This window comes from Streptomyces sp. S063 (assembly GCF_002832675.1).
Lineage (GTDB): Bacteria > Actinomycetota > Actinomycetes > Streptomycetales > Streptomycetaceae > Streptomyces > Streptomyces sindenensis.
Genome location: NZ_CP021707.1, coordinates 4,770,631 through 4,792,353, shown reverse-complemented (window position 1 = coordinate 4,792,353; position 21,723 = coordinate 4,770,631). Strand labels below are relative to the sequence as shown.

Annotated in this window: 17 protein-coding genes and 1 pseudogene; 4 read left to right on the top strand and 14 right to left on the bottom strand. The window is 73.8% G+C overall.

Annotated elements, in window-relative coordinates:
- Positions 1–137 precede the first annotated feature (137 nt).
- From CCZ36_RS22320 to CCZ36_RS22300, 5 genes are all read right to left on the bottom strand, one after another.
- Positions 138–1,376, bottom strand: coding sequence for an amidohydrolase (locus CCZ36_RS22320; protein WP_069744360.1), 1,239 nt, complete (start codon positions 1,374–1,376; stop codon positions 138–140).
- A gap of 187 nt (positions 1,377–1,563) precedes the next feature.
- The gene (locus CCZ36_RS22315; protein WP_128818416.1) at positions 1,564–2,577 is read right to left on the bottom strand and encodes a hypothetical protein; all 1,014 of its coding nucleotides are present in this window, start codon (positions 2,575–2,577) and stop codon (positions 1,564–1,566) included.
- A gap of 10 nt (positions 2,578–2,587) precedes the next feature.
- Positions 2,588–3,520, bottom strand: coding sequence for an N-acetylneuraminate synthase family protein (locus CCZ36_RS22310; RefSeq protein ID WP_032763659.1), 933 nt, complete (start codon positions 3,518–3,520; stop codon positions 2,588–2,590).
- Positions 3,521–3,532: 12 nt separating this feature from the next.
- The gene (locus CCZ36_RS22305; protein WP_069737997.1) at positions 3,533–4,771 is read right to left on the bottom strand and encodes an acylneuraminate cytidylyltransferase; all 1,239 of its coding nucleotides are present in this window, start codon (positions 4,769–4,771) and stop codon (positions 3,533–3,535) included.
- Positions 4,772–4,809: 38 nt separating this feature from the next.
- Positions 4,810–6,195 carry a DUF6716 putative glycosyltransferase gene (locus tag CCZ36_RS22300; RefSeq protein WP_069737996.1) on the bottom strand — a complete coding sequence of 462 codons (1,386 nt, stop codon included), beginning with the start codon at positions 6,193–6,195 and terminating at the stop codon, positions 4,810–4,812.
- Positions 6,196–6,403: 208 nt separating this feature from the next.
- Between CCZ36_RS22300 and CCZ36_RS22295 the strand changes: the two genes are divergently transcribed.
- Together CCZ36_RS22295 and CCZ36_RS22290 are read left to right on the top strand one after the other, a co-directional pair.
- A complete protein-coding gene (locus CCZ36_RS22295; protein WP_128818415.1) occupies positions 6,404–7,387 on the top strand; it encodes a glycosyltransferase family 2 protein in 984 nt (327 codons plus the stop codon).
- Complete coding sequence (locus tag CCZ36_RS22290; protein ID WP_128818414.1) at positions 7,384–8,715, top strand: polysialyltransferase family glycosyltransferase; 1,332 nt, start codon at positions 7,384–7,386, stop codon at positions 8,713–8,715. Before CCZ36_RS22295 ends, CCZ36_RS22290 begins: the two co-directional genes overlap by 4 nt.
- A gap of 137 nt (positions 8,716–8,852) precedes the next feature.
- Here CCZ36_RS22290 and CCZ36_RS22285 read toward each other — a convergent pair whose 3' ends face one another.
- The 5 genes and pseudogenes from CCZ36_RS22285 to CCZ36_RS22265 all read right to left on the bottom strand — a co-directional run bounded on the left by CCZ36_RS22285 (position 8,853) and on the right by CCZ36_RS22265 (position 16,225).
- Positions 8,853–9,953, bottom strand: a complete 1,101-nt coding sequence (locus tag CCZ36_RS22285) for an acyltransferase (RefSeq protein ID WP_069739983.1) — start codon at positions 9,951–9,953, stop codon at positions 8,853–8,855.
- Between the two features lie 4 nt (positions 9,954–9,957).
- The gene (locus CCZ36_RS22280; RefSeq protein WP_128818413.1) at positions 9,958–12,342 is read right to left on the bottom strand and encodes a tetratricopeptide repeat protein; all 2,385 of its coding nucleotides are present in this window, start codon (positions 12,340–12,342) and stop codon (positions 9,958–9,960) included.
- Positions 12,339–13,717 (bottom strand): annotated as a pseudogene (locus tag CCZ36_RS36990) (hypothetical protein). Before CCZ36_RS36990 ends, CCZ36_RS22280 begins: the two are co-directional and overlap by 4 nt.
- A 66-nt stretch (positions 13,718–13,783) precedes the next feature.
- Complete coding sequence (locus CCZ36_RS22270; protein WP_128818412.1) at positions 13,784–15,247, bottom strand: polysialyltransferase family glycosyltransferase; 1,464 nt, start codon at positions 15,245–15,247, stop codon at positions 13,784–13,786.
- Positions 15,248–15,250: 3 nt separating this feature from the next.
- Positions 15,251–16,225, bottom strand: coding sequence for a glycosyltransferase family 2 protein (locus CCZ36_RS22265; protein WP_069739975.1), 975 nt, complete (start codon positions 16,223–16,225; stop codon positions 15,251–15,253).
- Positions 16,226–16,403: 178 nt separating this feature from the next.
- Here CCZ36_RS22265 and CCZ36_RS22260 point away from each other — a divergent pair, with 178 nt between their 5' ends.
- Entirely contained in the window at positions 16,404–16,865 is a 462-nt protein-coding gene (locus tag CCZ36_RS22260; protein ID WP_069739974.1) for a MarR family winged helix-turn-helix transcriptional regulator, read from the top strand.
- Positions 16,866–16,887: 22 nt separating this feature from the next.
- Here the strand turns inward: CCZ36_RS22260 and leuE are convergent, their stop codons facing one another.
- The gene (gene leuE / locus CCZ36_RS22255; protein WP_069739973.1) at positions 16,888–17,574 is read right to left on the bottom strand and encodes a leucine efflux protein LeuE; all 687 of its coding nucleotides are present in this window, start codon (positions 17,572–17,574) and stop codon (positions 16,888–16,890) included.
- Between the two features lie 381 nt (positions 17,575–17,955).
- Here leuE and CCZ36_RS22250 point away from each other — a divergent pair, with 381 nt between their 5' ends.
- Positions 17,956–18,906, top strand: coding sequence for a L,D-transpeptidase family protein (locus CCZ36_RS22250; protein ID WP_128818411.1), 951 nt, complete (start codon positions 17,956–17,958; stop codon positions 18,904–18,906).
- 203 nt (positions 18,907–19,109) lie between these two features.
- On the opposite strand, the gene CCZ36_RS22245 is transcribed toward CCZ36_RS22250, so the two are convergent.
- The 3 genes from CCZ36_RS22245 to CCZ36_RS22235 form a co-directional block, all read right to left on the bottom strand.
- Complete coding sequence (locus CCZ36_RS22245; protein WP_128818410.1) at positions 19,110–20,261, bottom strand: hypothetical protein; 1,152 nt, start codon at positions 20,259–20,261, stop codon at positions 19,110–19,112.
- Positions 20,261–21,028, bottom strand: coding sequence for an RNA polymerase sigma factor (locus CCZ36_RS22240; RefSeq protein WP_069739970.1), 768 nt, complete (start codon positions 21,026–21,028; stop codon positions 20,261–20,263). Before CCZ36_RS22240 ends, CCZ36_RS22245 begins: the two co-directional genes overlap by 1 nt.
- 437 nt (positions 21,029–21,465) lie before the next feature.
- Entirely contained in the window at positions 21,466–21,723 is a 258-nt protein-coding gene (locus CCZ36_RS22235; RefSeq protein ID WP_069739969.1) for a hypothetical protein, read from the bottom strand.

The following is a 21,723-nucleotide window of genomic DNA, read 5'->3' as shown; positions in this document are numbered from 1 at the left end:
GTTTCGCCGCGATCGTAACGCGCGTAGATGTCAGATAAGAGCACGTACGGAAGCCGTTATCGGATCGTCGCGAACAGAAGCCACCCGCAAGGCGGCACGGGAGTCCACGAACGGACTACGAAGACTGTGTCAACGCTTCACGAACGGCAGCCGTCGAGCAGGGCGGCGGCGGTGAACAGCTCGACTCCCACGGTGATGGCTTCTTCGTCCACGTCGAAGTTGCCGCGGTGCAGATCGAGCCCGCGCGTGTCGCCCGGGGTCCGGACGCCGAGGCGGGCCATCGCGCCGGGCACCTGCTCCAGATACCAGGAGAAGTCCTCGCCGCCCAGGCTCTGCTCGGTGTCCTCGATCGCATACGATCCGCGGCGCTCGGTCATCGCGGCGTCCAGCAGGCCGATGGACTCGGCGTCGTTCACCACGGGCGGCACGCCGCGCACGTAGTTGATGACGGTCTTGGCCCGATGCATTCCGGCCACCTCGTCCACGGCGGCGTGCACCAGGTCGGGGGCGTCGCGCCAGGCGTCCAGGTTCAGGCAGCGGACGGTGCCGGACAGCTCGGCGTGCTGCGGGATGACATTGGGGGCGTGCCCGGTCTCCAGACGGCCCCAGGTCAGGGCGAGCCCGGCGCGGGCGTCGACGCGGCGGGCGAGCAGCGCGGGCACGTCGACGGCGATCCGGGCGGCGGCGGTGACCAGGTCGGTGGTCAGATGCGGGCGGGCGGTGTGGCCGCCGGGCCCGTCGAGGGTGATCTCCAGCCGGTCGCAGGCCGAGGTGATGGCCCCGATGCGCAGCCCGATCCGTCCGACGTCCACCTTCGGGTCGCAGTGGACGCCGATGATCCGGCCGACCCCCTCCAGCACCCCGGACTCGATCGCGTCGACCGCGCCGCCGGGCAGAACCTCCTCGGCGGGCTGGAAGATCAGCCGCACGGCGTTGGGCAGCCGCCCCTGCCGGTCGAGGTCGGCGAGCACGAGGCCCGCGCCGAGGACGGTGGTGGTGTGGACGTCGTGCCCGCAGGCGTGCGCCCGGTCGGGCACGGTGGACCGGTAGGGCACGCCGGCCTTGGTGTCCGGGATCGGCAGCGCGTCGATGTCCGCCCGCAACGCCAGCATGGGCGTGACCCCGTCCCACTCCCCCACGTCGCACATGAGCCCGGTCCCGACGGCCAGGACCTTGGGCTTCAGCCCGGCCTTCTCCAGCCGGTCCTTGATGGCGGCGGTGGTCCGGAACTCCTGGTTGCCGAGCTCGGGGTGCATGTGCAGATCCCGGCGGAAGGCGATCAGCTCATCACGGAGTTCGTCACCGAGCCGGCCGGGCAGCGCACCTCCCCCGGGCTGGTCGGCCGGGCTGTGGGGGCGGGCGGCGCGGGACTTCAACTGGTTCACCTTATGAAGCGTAGGCCCCTTGACCCCCCAACTGGCCATGGATCCAGGAAATTTCAGCCGTGCAGGCGAACAAAGTCCGGGTGAGGATGTGTGACGGAGGGTGGTTGCGGGTATAGCAATTAGCCCTTCGGCCCGGGTTGCGCGCTCCTTCGGCCGCTTCCTCAGGTGACCACTGACGTCAGCCGCTGCACCCCCGAGCCGTCTCCGTGACGCCGCTCAGGAAGCCCTGGGCGCGCGGCGAGGCCGTGGCGCGGAGCCATTCCGGGGCGATGTCGCAGACCGCGACGTTCACGCCCGTGCCGGCGAGGGCCAGCGGGAGGGTGTGGACGACCGTGGAGGGGAAGCTGACGATCGTGCGGCCGATGGGGCCGCGGCGGGCGATCAGTTCCAGGGGGAGGTCCGGGCGGACGATCTCCAGGCCGGTGGCGGCTTCCAGGGCGTGGAGCTTCTCGGCGGACTCGCGGCGGTGGGCGAAGTAGCGGGTGGCGCCATGGGCGCGGGCCAGGGAGGCCACCGCCTCCTGGTACGGGGCGGGGTCGACGACGCCCGTCTCGACCAGGGAGGTGCCGACCAGGTCGGCGCCCCTGCCGATGCTGGGCGGGCCGAAGCGGGCCCGGGTCCAGGCGAAGGTGTTCGGGGTGACCGCGATGCCGGGCGGAGCCTCGACCGGCATCGCGGTGAACACCTCGACCGTGTGGCGGGCCGTCGGGGTGAAGCGGCGGCGGGCGGTGGCGGTGACCGGGGCCAGGACCAGTTCTCGCGGTCCCGTACGGCCCCGGCGGTGCCAGCGGGTCAGGCGTTCGCCCCGGGCCAGCTGGGCCACGAACTCCATGGTCGCCGTGCCGTCGTCGACCACGGTGAGGCGGTCGGCGCGGACCAGGGTCAGCAAGAGCTGGACGTAGCGGGAGAACGGGTCGCCGATGACGATGTGGTCCGCGCGCCGGACCAGGCCGGCCAGGGCGCGCAGGGCCTTCAGGGGCGCGCCGGAATCGCCGCGCGCCTCCTGCCAGCGGACCGTGATGCCCTCGTCGCGGGCCAGCTCCGCCATCCGGCGCAGCTGACCGCGCGACATCGGGTCGACCGGGGGGAGGACGACGACCGTGGTGGCGGTCGGGTCGTCTCCCCCCTGGGTGTGAACCCACTCCAGGACGTTCAGGAGCTGGACCGGGCTCTCGACGAAGGCGAGGTTCACCGGTCGGCGCTCAGACCGCGACCGGCTCGGGGGCCGGCGCGTTCTCGGTCTCGGCGACGACGCCCGCGACGCGGCGGAGCTTCTTCATCGGGCCGAGCTCGGACTCGTACACCTTCTTGACGCCGTCGCCGAGCGACTGCTCGATGGTGCGGATGTCGCGGACCAGGCGGGTCAGGCCCTGCGGCTCGACGGAGGCGGCCTGGTCGGAGCCCCACATGGCGCGGTCCAGGGTGATGTGGCGCTCGACGAAGGTGGCGCCGAGCGCGACGGCGGCCAGGGTGGTCTGGAGGCCCGTCTCGTGGCCGGAGTAGCCGATCGGGACGTTCGGGTACTCCTGCTGGAGGGTGTTGATGACCCGGAGGTTCAGCTCCTCGGCCTTCGCCGGGTACGTCGACGTGGCGTGGCAGAGCAGGATGTTGTCCGAGCCGAGGACCTCGACCGCGTGGCGGATCTGCTTCGGGGTGGACATGCCGGTGGAGAGGATGATCGTGCGGCCGGTGGCGCGCAGGGCGCGCAGCAGCTCGTCGTCCGTGAGCGAGGCGGAGGCCACCTTGTGGGCGGGGACGTCGAACTTCTCCAGGAAGGCGACGGCCTCGGTGTCCCACGGGGAGGCGAACCAGTCGATGCCGCGCTTGGCGCAGTGCTCGGCGATGGCGGTGTACTCGGCCTCGCCGAACTCGACGCGGTGGCGGTAGTCGATGTACGTCATCCGGCCCCACGGGGTGTCGCGCTCGATGTCCCACTGGTCGCGCGGGGTGCAGATCTCCGGGGTGCGCTTCTGGAACTTGACGGCGTCGCAGCCGGCTTCGGCGGCCGCGTCGATGAGCGCGATGGCGTTGTCGAGGTCGCCGTTGTGGTTGATGCCGATCTCACCCGTGATGTAGACGGGGTTGCCGGGGCCGGCGGTGCGGGTGCCGAAGGTACGCAGGCGGGAGGTGCTCATGGTGGTGCTTCCTTACGTGGTGGGGACAGTGGGGGTGGGCGTGGTGGTGAGGGTGGGGCCGAGCAGCCAGGCCGCGATCTCGCGGATGGCGCCGTAGCCCCCGGGGGTGGTCGTGACGGCGCGCGCGGCGGCGCGTACCGAGTCGTGGGCGCTGGCGACCGCGACGGGCCAGCCGGCGAGGGAGAAGCAGGGCAGGTCGTTGACGTCGTTGCCGACGTAGAGGACCCGGTCGGGCGCGATGGACTGCTCGTCGCACCAGCGCTTCAGTGCCTCGTCCTTGCGGTCGATGCCGTGCAGGACGGGGATCTGGAGCTTCCGGGCCCGGGCGGCGACGACCGGGTTCTGCTCGGTGGAGAGGATCAGGAGGGGCACGCCCGCCTTGCGCAGGGCGGCGATCCCGAGTCCGTCGCCCCGGTGGACGGCGACGGTCTCGCGGCCCTCGGAGTCGACCATGACCCGGTCGTCGGTCTGGGTGCCGTCGAAGTCCAGGACGACCGCGTCCACGTCCGCGAGGGAGGGCAGCGGCGAGGGGTCCAGGAGCGGGGCGAGGGCGCGGGCGCGGGCCAGGTCGTGCGGGTCGTCGATCTCCAGCACCCGCGCCGGGTCGGTGGGGACCAGGGCGGTGTGGCCGAAGAAGCGGTGGCGGTGGGTGCGGAAGCCCGCCGCGTCCATCGCGTAGGCGGCGCCGGTCTCCAGGTAGTCCTGGGGCCGGTCCTGGCGGCGCGGGCGTACGGACTTGTCGTGGTTGACGCCGTACGTGCTCTCCTCGACCGCGTGCCCGTCGCGCCAGACGAAGCCGTGGAACGGGGCGACCGTGACGGCCGTGTCCGCGTCCTCGTGGGCGACCGCCCGGGCCACGCCGTCGATGTCCTCGCGGGAGACGAACGGGCTGGTGCACTGGACGAGGAGGACCACGTCGACGGTGCGGGCCCGCTCGGCCTCGTAGACGTCCAGGGCGTGCAGCACGGCCGCCTCGCTGGTCGCGGTGTCGCCCGCGATGGCGGCGGGGCGCTCCACGCAGTGCAGCCGGTGGGCGGCGCGGAGGTCGGCGGCGGCGGTGCGGGCGGCCTCGGCGATCGCCCCGTCGTCGGTGGTGACGACGACGTCGGTGACCTCGGGGGCGCCGAGCGCGGCGCGGACGGCACGGGCGACCAGGGGGATGCCGCCGACCTCGGCGAGGTTCTTGGCGGGGACGCCCTTGGATCCGCCGCGGGCGGGGATCACGGCGAGGACGGTCGGGGGCGGCTGCATCGCTGCTCCTGGTGTGGTGGCGGTTCCTGAAGTGGTGGTCACAGCTCCCCCATCCGGCGGATCACCGGGGCGACGCGCTGGACGCCGTGCCGGTAGGCGCCGCGGGCCGCGTTGCGGACGGTTTCGCGGACCGCGCCCCGGACCCGGCCGGGCTCCTGCGGTGCGGCCGCGCCGGGCAGGGGCGTCCCGTCGGGGGCCAGGTGGTGGCGGGCGAGGATGCCGGGGAGGTAGCCGGGAGCGCTGGCGGGCGTGTAGTAGGGGGCGAGCGGCGGGAGTCGGCTGCCGTCGAGGAGGGCGGCGACCTTGGCGCGGGCGGTGTCGTAGGCGGTGCCGTACGAGCCGTCGGCGGCGACGCCCTGGCCCGCCACCCACTCCGCGTCCGGCCGGGGCCGGGTTCCGCCGTCGAGCCGGTCCCAGGAGGTGAGGAGCCCCGAGCCGACGAAGTGGTGGTTGCCGAGCGTCTCGCGGACGCCGAGGTCGGTGAGGATCGCGGTCGGGATGCGGCGGTGCAGGGACTCCAGCGCGGCGGTCGAGGAGACGGTGACCAGGAGGTCGGTCCGGTCCAGGACCTCTCCCATGTGCCCGTACACCAGGCGGAAGTTGGGCGGCAGCCCGCCGGGCAGCTTCTGCGCGAGCCTCTGGTAGGGCAGTTCCTCGATGTGTGTGGTGTGCTCGCCGGGCTTGGAGCGCAGCTTCAGCAACACCTCGCGCCGCGGGTGCAGCCGGGCGTGCTCGACGAGCCGGCGGAGCAGGTAGGTGCGGTCGGCGCGGGAGGCCGGTACGGAGGGCTGGGCGGCGAACACCACGGTGTCGCGGCCCTCTTCGGGCTGGTACGGGGCTCCGCCCAGGAAGGGCAGGGCGGCCTCGGTGACAGCCGATGCGTCGGCGCCCACTCCCTCGTACACCGCGCGGAAACGTTCCGCGTCGTGGGCCGAGTTGGCGAGGACGACGTCCGCCCCGTGGCGCAGCAGGAGGCCGTCGGCGAGCTTCTCGTAGACGACGCCGACGTATCCGGTGACGACGACGGGCCGGCGCGGGAGGTTCAGCGCGGCGATGCCGTGCAGCATGGCCTGGACGCCGCCGCCGACGAGGGCGAGGACGACGAGGTCGAAGCCCTCGTCGCGCACGGTGTGCAGGAACTCGACGGCGGTGACCTCGCGGACCCGGTCGGCATCGATCCCGACCTCACCGACCTCCGCGAGCTGGCGGGGTGTCGGGGTGGCCCGGCCGCGCAGCAGCAGTCCGCTGACCTCGACGGGGCGCGCGTCCTGTCCGTCCCCGGCGGCCTCGGCGGTCAGGCGGCGCGCGGTGAGCGCGCCCCATTTCCACCGGGTGTCGGAGTCGGCGAGGACGGCGACCCGGAGCGCCGGTCGGGCGGCGGGGGTCTCGGCCGGTTCGGCCTCATGGCTGGTACGTGGGGGCACGTCGAAGAAGTTAGGAAGGCATTTCGATGAGCGGCCCAACGCGATGGCAACAGATGGTTAACAGCGAGTCGACGATTGGGGGGACGCACCGAATGGGCCCTCAATTGCCGTCTCGGAAAAGCTGATTCACTTGAACGTCGGTCGTTGTTCACCTGCTGGGCGCATGACGGAAAAGGAATGGGCCGGGGCCGCACCTAGCGTGATGCGCGTGGTTAAGCTCTCCGTCATCGTGCCGTTCTTCAACGTGCAGACCTACGCGCCCGACACCCTGAGAAGTCTGCGGATCAACGCCCGCGAGGACTTCGAGTTCCTTCTCGTCGACGACTGTTCGACCGACGGAACGCTTCCGCTGCTGCGCCGCGCCACGGACGAGATCCCCGGGGCCGTGCTGCTGCGGCACGAGGTGAACGGCGGTCTGGCGACCGCGCGCAACACCGGTCTGAACGCCGCCCGCGGCGAGTACATCGCCTTCCTGGACGGCGACGACTGGCTGGCCCCCGGCCACTACGAGCGGCTGGTGGCCAGGACCGAGGCGCTGGGCTGCGACTTCGTGCGCACGGACCATGTCCAGGTGAACGGCAAGGCGCGCACCGTTCGCCGGGTTCCGCACGGGCCGCACGGGGTGGTGAGCGACCCCCGGGCCGCGATCCTGCCCGCCCACCGCACCACGTCGGTGGACTACGCGTTCGCCTGGGCGGGCCTCTACCACCGGCGGCTGCTGGACCGCGGGCTGCTGCACTTCACCGACGGGCTGCGCACGGCGGAGGACCGGCCGTGGATCTGGCGACTGCACCGGGAGGCGGAATCCTTCGCCGCCGTGGGTCTGCTCAGCCATTTCTACCGGCGCGGTGTGGCGACGTCTTTGACGCAGATCGGCGATGTGCGTCAGCTGGATTTCCTGCGCGCGTTCGATCAGGTGATCGCGGAGACCGCCGCCGACCGCGAGGCGGAGCTGTTTCTGCCGAAGGCCGTACGCACGTACTGCGCGATCATCGCCCACCATCTGGGCGACCTGGACAAATTCGAACCGGCCGTGGCCCGTGAACTGAAAGCGCGTGGCGCCGCGGCCCTGGGCCGCCTGCCGCAGCGGCTGCTGGACGAGGCGCTCGACGCCATGGACGTGACACGGGCGACCCGGGTGCGCAGGCTGCGTCGCCGTCCGGCCGCCACGAAGGGGGCCTCGGCCGCATGACCATCCGGATCTTCCACGCCTCCTCGCCCGGGGCGGCGGTGCTGCTCGCCGCGGCGATCGACGCGGGCTGCTTCACCGAGCCCGACCGCCGGATCCTGCTGCTGTCCCGGACCGGGCCCGCTCCGGAGGCCGTCGCCGATGTCTCGGAGAGCTTCGGCTTCGAGCGGCTGCGTACCCGGTTCGACGCGGTGTTCTCGTGGAACGACGCGATCGCCCCCTTCCACCCGGACGGCTGGAATCCCCGGGCGGACGACGCGCCGCTGTGGGAACGCCACTTCCGGCGGGCCTGGGGGCTCGGTGAGGAGGAGTTGGAACTCGTCGTGGACTCCCCGCACGCCGGCCCAGCCCGGGCCCTCACCCAGGTGTTCGCGGGCACCCCGGTCGATGTGTACGCGGAGGGGCCCGGCGCGTACGGCCCGACCGGGGAGAAGATCCCCCCGCTGACCGGAGCCCGGGCGCGGCGGCTGCTCCACCCGGACCTGGTCGCCGGGGTCCGCCCGCTGCTGCTCGGCGAGTACGCGGTGGAGCCGCGGACCGTCCCGGCCGAGGCGATCACCAAAGTCGTCGCCGAACTCGCGGACATGGATGTGGCGTTGCCCGCCGTCGAGGAGCCGGCGTTGCTGCTCGGGCAGGACCTCGCGGGGACCGGGCTGATCCTGGCGGTCGACGAGGCGGGGCTCCGGCGGGAGATGGTGCGCGGGGCGGCGGCGCTCGGTCACACCCGGCTGGTGTACGCGCCGGATCCGTACGCCCCCTGGGAGAGCCCGGCGGAGCTGTACGCGGAGGCGGAGCGGCTGGGCGTCGAACTGACGGTCCTAAACAGCCCGTTGCCGGTCCCCGCCGAGGTGCTGGTGCACCGGATGCGGCCCGCGCTGGTCGTGGGCTGCACCTCGGCGGCGCTGTTCGGGGCGGCCCGGTTCCACGGCCTGCCGGTGGCGGCCGTCGGCACGGGGCTGCTGCTGGAGCGGTTGAGCCCGTACGAGAACCCCGAGCGGACGGCGGCGACGCTCGCGGATGCGGTGCTGCCCGGAGTGGGCGACGGGGAGCCGTCGGAGCCGGGGGCGGGGTCGGCGGCGGAGCTGGACGGTCTGCTGGCCGCTGTCGCCTTCGCGATGCGGCCGAAGGTGCGCGCCGATCTGCGCCCGGCCGCCGAGCGCTATCTCGCCGCGCACCTGGACAGCCGCACCTGGCGCTACTTCAAGCGCCGCCGCCTGGCCTCGCTCGCGCTGCCCGGCGTGGTCCCGGCCCGGCTGGCGTTCCTGCGCTCCAGCCCGGCGCTGCGCCGGGTGGTGCGGCGGGCGCGGGCGCTGCGGGGCGGGCGGGGCTGAGAGGCCGGGGGCGTGAGGGCGGAGGAGGGCCGGGGGCTTTCGTGGGCCGGGGGCTTTCGTGGGCCGCGGGCCGCGACAGGTGCGGGGCCTCGGCCCGCACCGCAGCGGAGTCCGGGCGGCCCGGGGCCTGAGGGCGCTCAGCCCAGCACCTTGCTCGCCCCCGCCCGGCCCCACAGCAGGGCCGCGCCGAACGACAGGGCCGTCGTGGCCGCCGTGATCCCGACCACGAGCGCCACGGCGGCCGGGCCGCCCAGGTCCGCCCCGACGAAGGCGTCGGTGAGGACGCCGAGCACGAGGACGTGCACCAGGTAGGCCCCGAACGAGGCCTCGGACAGCCGGGCCAGCGTGGGCCGCATCCGCTCCGGGACCTGGACGCCGTGCAGCGACACCAGGACGCCGCAGCTGAACAGGGCCACCAGTACATGGGCGTACGGGATCGCGTAATGCACCTCGTGCTGGTACGCGCTCACTCCCGCGAGCCCGCCCGCGGCGAGCAGCAGCCAGGGCCACCGCCGCCTGCCGAACGCACCGGCCGGAGCGGCGAGCAGCAGCGCCCCGAGCACCGCGTAGATCAGCTGGTACAAGGCGAACGTCCAGCCGAAACGGGGCAGTTCACGTCCGGTCGCCTCGGCCAGATCGCCGAGGAGCGGCGGGGCGGACGCCAGGACGAGCAGGACCGCGCCGAGGCCCCACGGTCGCTTGCCCGCCCGGACCAGGACGACCAGGCCCAGGACCATGATCACGGGGAGGTAGGCGTACAGGTACCAGAGGTGGTAGGCCGGGCGGACCGAGGCGAACACGGAGTCCAGGGCGAGCCGGCGAACGGGGTCGTCGTTGGTGTCGCGGAGCTTGCCCCAGGCGAGGTAGAGCGCGGTCCAGACGGCGAGCGGCACGACGATCCGCACGATGCGCCGCCGCAGCCGGGCCTCGTCCTTGGGCGGGGCCCCGACCAGGACCACCCAGCCGGCGATGGCGAAGAAGAGCGGTACGGCGAAGCGCCCGGCGGAGTCTGCGGTCAGCCCCGCCCAGTAGGTGCCGGGTCCCTCCGACGCCGTACGGCCCACGGTGTTCACGAACGCCGAGCCGGTGTGGAGGCCGATGACGGCGACCGAGCAGAGCAGCCGGACGAGGTCGATGTCGTAGCGGTGCCCGGCGCGTTCGGGGCGCGGTGCCTCCGGGTCCGCCACCGCCGGAGCAAGGGCGGAGGCGGAGGGCGGGGCGGAGCGTGTGGTGGACATGGCCTCAGAGGGTGGGCGGGGCGGGGCGGAGGGAGGGGGCGGGGCGGCCCTCGCCGGCGGCGGACCGGGGCGCGGGGACCACGGGGTCCGCACCTCGGCCCGGATCGCCGAACGGGTCGGGCAGACCAGTGAGTTCACGCAGCCGGGCAAGGTTGTCCCGGGTCACGGACCACAGCGCCCGCTGCCGGTCGTGGACGTCGGCCACCGCCGCCGGATGGTCGGCCAGCACCGCGAGGGCCCGCTCCGCCAGCCGGGTGCCGAGGGCTCGTTCGTGGACGGAGAGTCCCCAGTCGGGCCGGTCGATGTCGGCCAGGAAGTAGGCCAGTTTGGGGTGCGAGACCAGGCTGATGACAGGGGTGCCGCAGCCGAAGGGGATCATCCCGGCGTGCCCGCGCATCCCGATCACCAGCCGGGTGCGCCGGTAGAGATCACGGATGGCGTCGTTGGAGAGCAGGTACAGCGGCTCCACGGGGAGGGCGAGGCCGTGTTCGCGCCGCAGATCGTCGACGAAGCGTTCGTCGGCGGGCATGTGCGCGGCGTAACGGACGTCCGCCGCACCGGAGATGGCCCGGATCGCGGAGGCCATCTCGGCGAGGAAGTGCCCGTAGTCGTGGCCGAAGCGGAGCCCGGCCCGGTCGTAGGCGCAGTTGAGGAGCACGGTGTCCTCGCGCACCGCCGGTCCGGCGAGGCGGGGGTCGAGGTGGCGGGCGACCGTGGTGGGGCAGGGCTGGTAGCGCACCTTCTCGCGGAGGGAGGCGGGCAGCAGTTCTCTGACCCGGGCGACGGAGCCGTGGTTGCGCAGCCCGAAGAACGCGGACCGCTCGACCAGGGCTCGCAGGGAGGCCGCGAACCGCTCGCGCCGGTAGCGCTGGCCGTCGAAGACGTTGTAGCCGACGGCGAAGACCGCCAGGGGGGCGGTGATCCGGGCGAGCACGTCGTCGGGGATGTTCCACTGCCAGCCGCTGTTGCCGTTGGGCGCGGTGTCGGGGAGGAAGAGCCCGCCACCGCCGACGATCACGGCCCGCCGGGCGTTGAGGCGTTCGAGGCCGGCCTCGTCGACCAGCAGGTGCGCGTGCTGCTGGTGCCAGCGGTCGGGACCGGTGTCGGTGATGAAGCAGCTGCGGACCGCCTCGGGCAGCACCTTGTCGCCCGCGTTCTCCTCCCCGTCCGCGAACAGGGCGACATGGGCGAGCTGTTCGCCCGGGGAAGTGTCCGGTGCGGTGGCGCCCACCGCAACCGGCTCCGATGTACGGGCGTACCAGGCACGGCAGTTGGCGTCGGTCGGGTCGGACTCCAGGCCGGAGAGCGCGTACCGCCGGGCGTCCTCGGTACGGCCCAGCAGCCAGGCGAGCCGCGCGAGTTGGCCGTACGCGCGCGGGGCGAAGTCCGGGGACGCGGTCGCCAGGAGGAGGTGCGTCTCGGCCTCCTCGTACCGCGACAGCGCCATCAGGCAGACCCCGAGCGTCTCGTGGCAGCGCGGCAGGTCGGGGCGGCCCGCGACGGCTTCACCCAGCAGCGCGACGGCCCGGTCGTGGTGTCCGCGCCCCCGGTGGATCTCGGCGAGCTGCCGGACCAGGTCGATCGGCGGCCGGGATCCCTCGGGGAACGGGAGCGCGAGATGCGGCAGCAGGTCGGGGTGTTTCGCGCCGGGGAGGGCGAGGTAGGCGGCCCGGAACGCCTCGTCGTCCAGGTCGAAGCGCGCCCGGGCCGCGTGGGCAGGCCCGGTGTGACTCTCCGGCACACCGGCGAAGTTCAGGACGACGACACCCTCCGGGACCGCCAGGTCGTCGCGGAGCCGCAGCGCGCGGAAGTCGTACCGGGAGTCCAGGGGTACGAGGACGCTCTCCGGGATGTCCTGCGCGGCAGCGGGCGGTACGGGCCGGTCGAGGTCCTGGCGCTGGATCACCAGGAGCCCGTCGTGCGGGATGCCGTCACGCGGGCCGGGGACGCCGTCCGGGCCGGGGCGCGGCACGGCGGCCACGCCCGTACGGAGGCGCAACAGGTCGTCGATCCCGCCCAGGACGACCAAGGCGGGGGTGAGGGCGATCACGGTGTCGTAGCCGTCGAGGAGGAACGCGTCGTGACGTCCGTCGGCCGTGCGCGGGATCAGCCGGGGGTGCAGCCGGTGGGCGGCGTCGAAGGAGGCTTCCGGCAGACCGGGGTGCAGGACGACGACGTCCTCGCAGAGGGCCGGGTTGGTCAGCGCGAGGCTGCGCAGGAGGGTGTGGAACCCGGGCAGTTGGCCCGCGTCCGTGACGTACACGGCGAAGGCGATCCGCCGCTTCCCGGTGACGGCACGGCGGTCGTCGGCGGAGGCGGGGCCGGCCCCCGCCACGGACGGGGACGCGGAGTCGGAACCGGCCACGGACGTGGAGTCGTGCGTCGTCATCTCAGGGTGATCCTCACTGCGGTGTCGTCCGTTCTCCCGGTCCGTGCCCCGATCCACTCCCGCTCGCGCGGGCGCAGGGCCGCCGGTCCTTCGAACCCGATGAGGTCCACCCGGGCGGGGGTGCCCAGGAAGTCGAGGAGCCTCAGCACGGTGTACTCGGTGCTCGCGGGCCCTTCCGCGTCCACCGCCTCCGCGAGCAGCGCCGGATCGTGCAGCGGGCGGCGCAGCGTCGCGTCGCCGATGCGGTCCTGGGCGCCGGGGACGAGCCTGCTGCGCAGGGCGAGCCGCCAGTGCGGGAGCGGGTCGCCGAAGACCAGGCGGGCGGTGGCCCTTCGGTCCCACCGGAGGCCCTCCCACGGGGTGCTGCCGCGCAGGGTGACGGCGTGCAGATCGGTCCGGGCGGTCGGGGCGGCGTGGCGTACGGCGTCGCAGCGCACGACGAGGTCGTATCCCTCGACGAGGGCGGCCAGGGGGCTGCCGGGCCGCTGCTCCTGCTCGGCGGTGTGCGGGGTGTCGGCGACCAGGCACACCGTCCGGCCCGCGAGGAACCGGCGCAGACCCGGTACGCCGATGGGTTCGGCCCCGCCCAGCAGGGGGTCGGCCATCAGGTCGCGGTCCGTGAGCCGGCGGTGCTCGGCGTAGAGGGCGGCCAGCCGGCGTACGGCCGGATCGGCGGCGCCACGTTCGGTGGTGCGGAGCCGGACGAGTTCGGTGAAGGCGACGCGGGCCTCGGCGGCGGGGAGTCGGCGGCAGAGCCGGACAGCCCCGGCCCCCGCTCCGGTCCCGGCCCCGTCCGTGCCTCCGTCCGAGCCCCGGTCCCCGCTCTCGTCGCCGGCCCCGGCCAGCTCCAGCGCCTCGTCGATGCGGTCCCCCGCCGCGCGGAGGGTGGCGATCCGCCGTTCGACGTCACGGGAGGCGGCGGTGTTCTGCTGGAGCGCGAGATGGCGTTCGTACGCGGTGATCGCCTCCTCGCTCCGGCCGAGCGCGTCCAGGGCGTTGCCGCGCAGCCGCCAGGCCCCCTTGGAGCGGGCGCGCAGGACGGTCGCCTCGTCGGCGAGGGCCAGGGCGAGGCGCGCCCCGGCCTCGCCACCGCTGTCCAGGGCCTGTTGGCCGGTCCGCAGCAGCGCGTCGAACGCGTCGGCGCCCGGGGTGGAGCACGCGGTGGTCAGGGCTCCGATCGACGCGACGAGCCGGGTGCGGCGGGCGTCGGTGAGGGGGCCGGACGCGGCGAGGTCGGCGAGGTGGTCGCCGCAGTGCCGCAGAGCGGCCAGGAGCGCCGGGTCCGGCCCCCGCCGGGGCGGGCCCGGGTCGGCGTGCCCGGCCGTCCCGCCATCGCACGTACTGACGTGAGCAGCCCGGTGAGGGTCTGGCCCATGCTCGTTCCGCCGTTCTGTGAGTCGGACGCCGGCACCGGGGTTCGGGCCCCGGCGCCGGCCCCGGGTCAGAGACCCAGGGTGCTGCGGGTGCGCCGTACGGTGCGGCGCAGCCGGACCGCCGCGCCCCGGGGGCCGCCGCCGGGCAGGGTGAGGCTCTGGAGGCGGCGGCGCTTGAAGTAGTGCTGGGTGGTGGGGTCGAGGTGTTCCCGCAGCCAGGCCTCGGCCTCGGGGCGCAGCCCGGGGTTGAGCTTGGCCTGCATGCAGTAGCCGACGGTCCGCAGCAGCGGGGCGAGGGTGTCCGGCGCGGTGCGCGGCAGGCGGGGGACGCCCTGGGAGCCCCCCGGCGCGACCGGGCCGCCCTGAGCCTCCGGGCCGTCCGGGCCGCCCCCCGTGACCGAGCCGTTCGGGCCGCCCGGGGAGTCCAGGGCGTCCAGGTCGGGGACCAGGTGGTCGGTGATCGTCAGCGGGACGCGGTTGCTGTTCTCGTACGGGGTGATCCGGTCGAGGACCAGCCGGGTGCCGACGCGGGCGACGGGGATGCCGTAGTACGCGGCGGCGGTGAACATCGCGGTGGAGAAGCAGCCGACGACGAGGGTGGGCGCGCACCGCTCGTACAGCGTCTCGGCGAGCAGCGGGCTGTCCAGGGTGGTGAGCCGTACGCCGAGTTCGGCGGCGGCGTCGTCCAGGGCGCGGGAGTAGCGGGCCGGGGCGGTGGGGTGCGGCTTGAAGAGGATGGAGGTGTGCCCGGCGCGGGCGGCTCCGCGCAGCATCCGGATGTGCAGCTCCTCTTCCTCCTCCGGGGTGAGGATGGTGAGGGCGGCGAGGTACTGGCCCAGCAACATCGCGGTGGGGGCGGCGGCCTCGGCGGCGGCGAGCCCCTTGTCGCCCTCGGCGGCGGTGGCGATCTCGGAGAGGACGGCGCGGAAGGCGTCGTCGGGGACGAGTTCGGGCTCGACACCGGCCTCGGCGAGCAGGAGCGGGCGCACTCCGGTGACCAGGTCGAGGTGGAGGACGCGCCGGATGCGGCAGGCGATGGACTGGGGCATCCGGTTGCGGGTGGGGCCGTAGCTCATCAGGCCGTCGGCGTAGACGTGGACGGCGCTCTCGGAGAAGATCGCGGCGAGCGCGCGGGCCGGGTTGACCTGGATGGACTCGACGGCGAGGTCGACGGGGGCGTCGGGGGCGATGTCCCAGGCGAGGCGGAAGGCCCGCTGCCACAGGACGGTCTCCTCGGAGCGAGGGCCCCAGCCGCTGGGGTGGTGCGGGCTGATGGCCTCGTTCCAGTCGACGACGGCGTCGAAGCGGGCGGCGAGGGATCCGTAGCCGCGCATCTCCTCCAGGCGCAGGGCGGTCTCGGGGACGGCCGCGTTGTTGGAGACCAGCAGGATGCGGTGGCTGTCGAGGGCCCGGCCGAACTGTCCGGCGTCGAGTGCGGCGGCGAGGGTGGCCGCGCCGTACAGGGTGGAGACCTGGAAGATCTGGGTGCGCGGGGCCGTACGTACGGGCGTGGCTGCGGGGGTGGCGGTCATCGGTCAGGCGGCCTTCTGCTTGGTCTGCTTGGTGCGCAGACGGCTGAGCAGCGTGCCGCGCTTGTCGTCGATCTGCGTCAGGGTGCGGTCGAGCACGTCCTGCGGCATCCGGCCCAGCGCGGCGCTCGATTCGGCGCGCAGCTTCCGGGCGGTGGCGGGCTCGTAGTCGTCGGCCTTCTCGTTGTGGAAGGCGATCATCGCGCAGTACGTACGGACGGCCTTCGGCAGCAGGGCGTCCGCGTCCCGGTCGGCGCGCAGCTGGTCGAGCAGCGTGTCGTAGGAGGCGAAGAAGTCGAGCTGGCGGGCGTCCTTGATCTGGGTCAGGGAGGTGGTGACCCCGCGCCGGTAGAAGATGCCGTACAGCCCGAGCGCCGCGTAGGTGCGGGCGCGCAGGTGGAGCTGCCAGACCCACAGCCGGTCCTCGGCGGTGCGCAGTTCGGTGGCGAAGCGCTGGGCGCCGTCCGCGAAGAGCCGCCGGTGGTAGATCCCGGCCCAGACGAACGGGTAGTCGACCATGGTCTCGCGCTCGGGCGCGCCGATGCCGTCGCGGGGGTCGAGCAGTGTGTCCCGGAGCGGGGCGGGGGCGCGCCGTACGACGCGGGCGGTGCCGGTGGACTGGACGTGGTCGGTGCGGGCGAAGTCGCAGTCGAGGTCCTCGGCGGCGCGCACCAGTCGGCCCAGATGGCCGGGGGCGTACCAGTCGTCGCCGTCGAGGAAGGTGAGGTAGTCGCCCTCGGCGGCGTCGATGCCGCTGTTGCGGGCGGCCGCGATGCCGACGTTCGTACCGTGTCTGATCACCCGGGCGCGCGGCAGCCGCTCGGCCCAGTGGTCGACGATGTCCTGCGTGCCGTCGGTCGACGCGTCATCGACCAGCAGGAACTCGATGTCCGGCTCCGCGTTGCGGGCCAGACTGCCCAGCGTGGTCGGGGCGTATGCCGCGACATTGTGGAGCGGTACGACAACGGACAGCTTCGGCACGCGCGCCCTCACCTTCGATCATGGTCCCGACAACGTAGTGAGACCACGGAAGGATCGGGTGACACCCGCCACGACAGTGGGTGAACTCTGTGCGACCGCCGGATGGCCGGGGGCGCGCGCCGGAGAACATCCCGCGAGGCTTGACCTCAACTCCACTTGAGGTCCTACGTTCCGGGGCATGGACCACTCACACGACGACGCGGGACTCGCCCTCCAGCCGATCGGCTACTGGAGCTGGGCCGCGCACGAGGCGACGGTCACCCACATCAGGTCGGCGCTGGCCGAGAACGGGCTCACGCAACCGCCCTGGTGGGTGCTCAACCAACTGGACGGGGCGGACGAGGGAGGACGGGGCCGGGCCGAGGTGGTCACCCTGCTCAGCGGCTATCTCGACGCCGGGGCCGACGGCATGGAGGAGGCCGTCGACGGCCTCCTCCGGCAGGGCCTGGTCACGGAGGACTCCGGCTCCCGGCTGCGGCTGACGCCCGAGGGCCGGGCGCTGCGCGAGAGGGCGTACGCCCGGGTCGCCCGGGCCAGGGCGGAGATCCACGAGGGCATCGACGACACGGAGTTCGTCGCCGCGCTCAAGGTGTTGCAGCGGATGATCCACAACGTCGGGGGGAAGGCCTGGCACCACTGAGGCGGGCCGGCCGGCCCCCGGGCTACACGCTGCTCAGCGAGAGCTTGGCGGCGAACCCGAGGAACAGCACACCGGCCGCCGACGTGGCCCCCGCCGACAGCCGCTTGCGGCGGCGGAAGACGGCGGCCAGCCGGGTGCCGCCGAAGATCAGCACGGAGAGGTAGGCGAAGCTGGCGAGCTGGAGCAGGGTGCCCAGTACCAGGAACGACAGGGCCGGGTAGGCGTAGCCGGGGTCGACGAACTGGACGAAGAAGGAGATCAGGAACAGGATCGCCTTCGGGTTGACCAGGCTGACCACGAGCGCCCGGCGGTAGGGCCGCTCCACGGGCCCCGCCGCCGCCCCGGAAGGCTCGGCGGCCTCCTCCGCCCCGACCGTCTCGACGAGTTCGGCGGTACGCCGGTGCCGCTCGCGCCACAGGGCGACGGCGGCCCGGAGCATCCCGATGGCCATCCAGGTCAGATAGGCCGCGCCCGCGTACTTGACGATCGCGAAGAGCAGGGGCGTGGTCGTCAGCAGGGACGCGGCGCCCAGGGCCGCGAGCGTCATCAGGACGGCGTCCCCGGTCCAGACGCCCGCGGCGGCTTTGTACCCGGTGCGTACGCCACGTCGGGCGGCGACGGAGAGCACGTAGAGCGAGTTCGGGCCCGGCAGAAGGACGATCAGCGCCAGGCCGGCGAGATAGGTCGGAAGGTCGGTGACACCCAGCATGGACGGAGTGTCGCACGCCGGTACGGGGCGCCGTCCAGGCGGTTTCACCAGGCGGTAGGGACCGTCGGGTGCCGTACGGCGGGGGCCCGGTCCCGACCGCCCGGACCCGGCCATGATCCACCGGGCGTCGCCCCGCAGGTCTGGACGCGCGGCCGCCGTCCGACGGAGGATTCGCTGACCGGGACGGACGGGAATCCGTACAGCATCCGTACAAGAGGCACCGGGCCGACAGGTGACCCAGGGGGACCGAGCATGGTGAACACGGACACGGACACGGACGCGGACGCGGACGCGGACAGCAGGTGGGACGGCCGGGGCGGGAGAGGCCGACGCGGCACGAGGGACCCGCACGGAACAAGGGGCACGCACGTGATGAGGAACATGCGCCGCGCGCGTCCGGCCGAGGCGATACCGGGCCGCCGCGTCGCCGCCGCGTCCCTCGTCGCGCTGGCCGCCCTCGCGACGGGGTGCGAACCGGGTACGGCCGCAGGGGCGCAGGACGCGCCCACGCCGGCGCGGGCCACGCAGGCCGCCGCGCCCTCCCCCACCCGCACCGCTCCCGTGTCCGAGGACGCGAAGCGGCGTACCGCATCACCGGCCGGCCCGTCGGCGTCCACCGCCGCACCGAGCCCGAGCCCGACCCCCGACCCGGACCCGACGACCGCCCGGTCGGCCCCGCGACCGAGCACGGCTCCGCCGCCGCGCGTTCTGATGCGGGCCGGGTCCGAGAGCGACCGGGTGCGCGAACTCCAGGCCCGGCTCCGGCAGATCGGCCACTTCGGGCGCACCCCCACCGGCTACTACGGCTCCGTCACCGCCGACGCCGTGGGGTCCTTCCAGGCCAAACGGAGCCTGCCGGTCACCGGCTCGACCGACGAGGTGACCTGGCAGCGGCTGCTGGCGATGACCCGGGTGCCGACGGCCGCCGAACTGCGCCCGCCGACCGAGCGGCCGGTGGCCGCACCGGACGAACGGTGCCTGAAGGGCCGGGTCCTGTGCATCAGCAAGAAGAGCCGGACCCTGGCGTGGATGATCGACGGCAGGGTCGTCTCGGCGATGGACGTGCGTTTCGGCTCCGAGTACACGCCCACGCGCGAGGGTGTGTTCGAGGTGTTCTGGAAGTCCCGGGACCATGTGTCGACGCTCTACGACACCCCGATGCCGTACGCCCTGTTCTTCAGCGGCGGCCAGGCGGTGCACTACTCGGCCGACTTCGCGGCCAACGGCTACGGCGGCGCCTCGCACGGCTGCGTCAACGTGCGGGACAAGAAGAAGGTCGCGGCGCTGTTCGACCAGGTGAGAAACGGCGACAAGGTCGTCGTCTACTGGTGACCGGGCGATGTGGTGAGGAGAGGGCGCGGGCGGGACCGGGGGAACGTGTCCCGCCCGCGCCGATGCGCTGAGCCGAAGGTACGGGGGGAACCCCGGCTCGTCGCGCGGCCGATGACCAGTCGGCTCACTCTGTACTGCGCCCGGCCTCCGAAAAACGTCACACCTGGTCGCGCGGACTGTCGGCCGGAACCTGAAACCGCAGGTCAGCGGGTCGATACGGTGGCCGCACCGCTACTCTTCGGGAGGGGTGGAATCCCGGCGTCCGCGCCTGCGACGGCCTCCGTCCCCGGAGCCGCGGCGGCGCGCGGTACGGGGTGGAAGGAGACGGGCGGCAGCGACCCGCCGTCACCCGGCCCGCTCTGACCGCCGTCGCCGTCATCGTCGTCGTCGCCGTCCCCGCCGCCGGAGCCACCGCTTCCGCCGTTGCCGCCGCTGCCGCCGTTCCCGCCGTTCCCGCCGAGGAGGCGGTCGCAGAAACGCTCCAGATTCTTCTCGCCCTTGGCGAATTCGATCAGCTGGCGCCGGCTGCGGTCGTCCAGCGTGCCCTCGCGGAAGGCCTTGCAGGCCTTGACGGACTTCTCGTACCAGTTGCCCGAGTCCGTGTCGCCGCCGGAGCCGCCCGGCCGGTCGTCCCGCCCGGTGCCGCCCCCGGTGGTGTCCTCCCGGCCGTCGCCGCCAGGACGGTCCGGGGTGTCCGGACGGCCCGTGCCTGGCTCCCGGCCGGGGTCGGCGGTCCGCGCGCCGTCGCGCTCCTCGGGTCCGCCGGATTCACGGGCCGTGGGCGAGGAGGGGGTCTCCGGATCCGCGGGCGAGGACGGGTCCACCGGGGCCGACGGGTCGTCGACGGAGTCGTTGGAGATCAGCGGGCCCGGGGTCACGGCGGCCGATACGGAGCTGGCCGGCGTGGGCGAGCCCTGCCCGCCGAAGGTTCCGGTGAACACGCCCGTACCGGCGGCGACCGCGACCCCGCCGAGCGCACAGCCCGCGAGCGAGGCGACCAGACCGAAGCGGACCGGTCGGCTCCAGCGCGGGCGGCGGGCCGGGGCGGCGGGGGCGGAGCCGAGCTGGACGGAGTGCAGCCGGCCGGGCCGGCCGGGGACGGCGGCACCGGCGGCGCGGCCGGCGAGCCGGTCCGCACCGCTGCCGTGGCCGGCCTGCCGGAACGCGGCGAGGACGGCGTCCTCGCCGGGGAGTTCACCTGCCGGGGCCCGCCGCCCCGCACGCGCCGCGCCGAGCGCTTCGGCGAGGCGGAAGGCGTCGGTACGGGCCTCGTCGCCGACGGGGACGACCGGTTCGCCGCGGAGCAGTCTCTCCGCCGCGTCCTTGTCAAGCCACTCGTAGTGCTCGTCGGCCATCACATGTCCTTCTGCGTCCACGGTCGCGAATGCGTCACACCGGGGGTGACCACGGCGGATGCCGCCGGACCGCCCCGGCCGGGCCGCTGGGAGGGCACGGCCCCGAGCCCGGCGCCGCCGCCCGCGTCTTTCCCGCCGTCCTGCGCGGGGGGCCGGTCCGCAGTGCCGTCCGGGTCGAACGTTCCGTCGCCGTCGGACCGGGACGCCGGGAGCTGCCCGTCGGCGCCGAGGAGTTCGGCCAGTCGCTTGAGGCCGCGGTGGGCGGCGGTGCGCACGGCTCCGGGCCGCTTGCCCAGGGTCTGCGCCGCGCTCTTCGCGTCGAGCCCGACGACCACCCGCAGGACGACGGCCTCGGCCTGGTCCTGCGGCAACTGGGCGATGAGGGACATGGTGCGGTCGGTGTCCAGGGCCTCGATCGCGTCGCTCGCGGTGTCGGACTCGGCCGCGCGCGTGGCCAGCTCGGTCTCGTCGCCGCCGATCGCGGGACGGCGGCTGCGCATCCGCAGGTGATCGAGAGAACGGTTGCGCGCGATCCGGGCGGCCCAGCCCCGGAACCGGTCGGCGTCTCCGCTGAACCGGTCGAGGTCGCGCGCTATCTGCAGCCACGCCTCGGACGCCACGTCCTCGGCGTCCGGCTCCCCGACCAGCGTCCGTATGTAGCCCAACAGCCGCGGGTGCACCGTGCGGTACACAGCACGGAAGGCGTCCTCGTCCCCGTCCTGTGCCGCGAGCACCGCGGCAGTCAGCTCCGCGTCGTCCCCCAGCACTCCCTCAACCCGCCCTGCCGTTCTGAATCGCAGCTGGTCAACTGCTGCGCAACCCTGCGCGAACCAGCACGCTACGTGCTCGGTGGGGGCCACGTCCATGACTTGTACAACTCACAACAATTCGACGACCGCGCTTCCGGTGTGACAGAAAACGCAGTCATGGCGCTGAGATGAGTACGGGGTCGTGCTGCGACCCCGTGGAAGACGGCCGGGGCCTCTCCTGTGGGGGGTGGCGGCCCCGGTCGTCGCTCCCACCTTCACCCCTCCGACCCGCAGTTTTGTGGGCCGGCCGCCCCTTCCCCGACCAACGGCGTGACCAACCCGCCGGTTCACACGAATCACCCCGACCCGAGGCACCGCCCAGCCCGGGGCAAGCCTCTCGTACCGCAGCCGCAGTTCTCCGCGGGCGGGGGCCGTGTGTTCGTTCGTCCGCGGGGTCAGCGGGCGTCGGTGGACGGGGCCTCGCCGTCCGCCGGTCCGGTCCGGTCGGCGTCCTTCGACACGGACCACGCGATCGCGAAGCCGAGGGCCGCCATGAGGGCGTAGGAGAGGGACGCTGCCCAGGCGCTCATCATGCTGTCCGAGCCCTTGGTGGGGAACCAGAACTCGGCCGTCGGGCCGTCGGCGACGAACGCCACGAGCGCCGCGACGGCGAGCCCCGAGAGCCCGAGCGGGAGAACGCTGCAGACCAGCAT

Bases quoted from the DNA above. Each gene is read 5' to 3' on its own strand.
- CCZ36_RS22250 (WP_128818411.1), top strand. From the start codon at position 17,956: ATGCGCCGCGCGCGTCCGGCCGAGGCGATACCGGGCCGCCGCGTCGCC.
- CCZ36_RS22260 (WP_069739974.1), top strand. From the start codon at position 16,404: ATGGACCACTCACACGACGACGCGGGACTCGCCCTCCAGCCGATCGGC.
- CCZ36_RS22235 (WP_069739969.1), bottom strand. From the start codon at position 21,723: ATGCTGGTCTGCAGCGTTCTCCCGCTCGGGCTCTCGGGGCTCGCCGTC.
- CCZ36_RS22290 (WP_128818414.1), top strand. From the start codon at position 7,384: ATGACCATCCGGATCTTCCACGCCTCCTCGCCCGGGGCGGCGGTGCTG.
- CCZ36_RS22245 (WP_128818410.1), bottom strand. From the start codon at position 20,261: ATGGCCGACGAGCACTACGAGTGGCTTGACAAGGACGCGGCGGAGAGA.
- CCZ36_RS22310 (WP_032763659.1), bottom strand. From the start codon at position 3,520: ATGAGCACCTCCCGCCTGCGTACCTTCGGCACCCGCACCGCCGGCCCC.
- leuE (WP_069739973.1), bottom strand. From the start codon at position 17,574: ATGCTGGGTGTCACCGACCTTCCGACCTATCTCGCCGGCCTGGCGCTG.
- CCZ36_RS22285 (WP_069739983.1), bottom strand. From the start codon at position 9,953: ATGTCCACCACACGCTCCGCCCCGCCCTCCGCCTCCGCCCTTGCTCCG.
- CCZ36_RS22305 (WP_069737997.1), bottom strand. From the start codon at position 4,771: ATGCAGCCGCCCCCGACCGTCCTCGCCGTGATCCCCGCCCGCGGCGGA.
- CCZ36_RS22270 (WP_128818412.1), bottom strand. From the start codon at position 15,247: ATGACCGCCACCCCCGCAGCCACGCCCGTACGTACGGCCCCGCGCACC.
- CCZ36_RS22280 (WP_128818413.1), bottom strand. From the start codon at position 12,342: ATGACGACGCACGACTCCACGTCCGTGGCCGGTTCCGACTCCGCGTCC.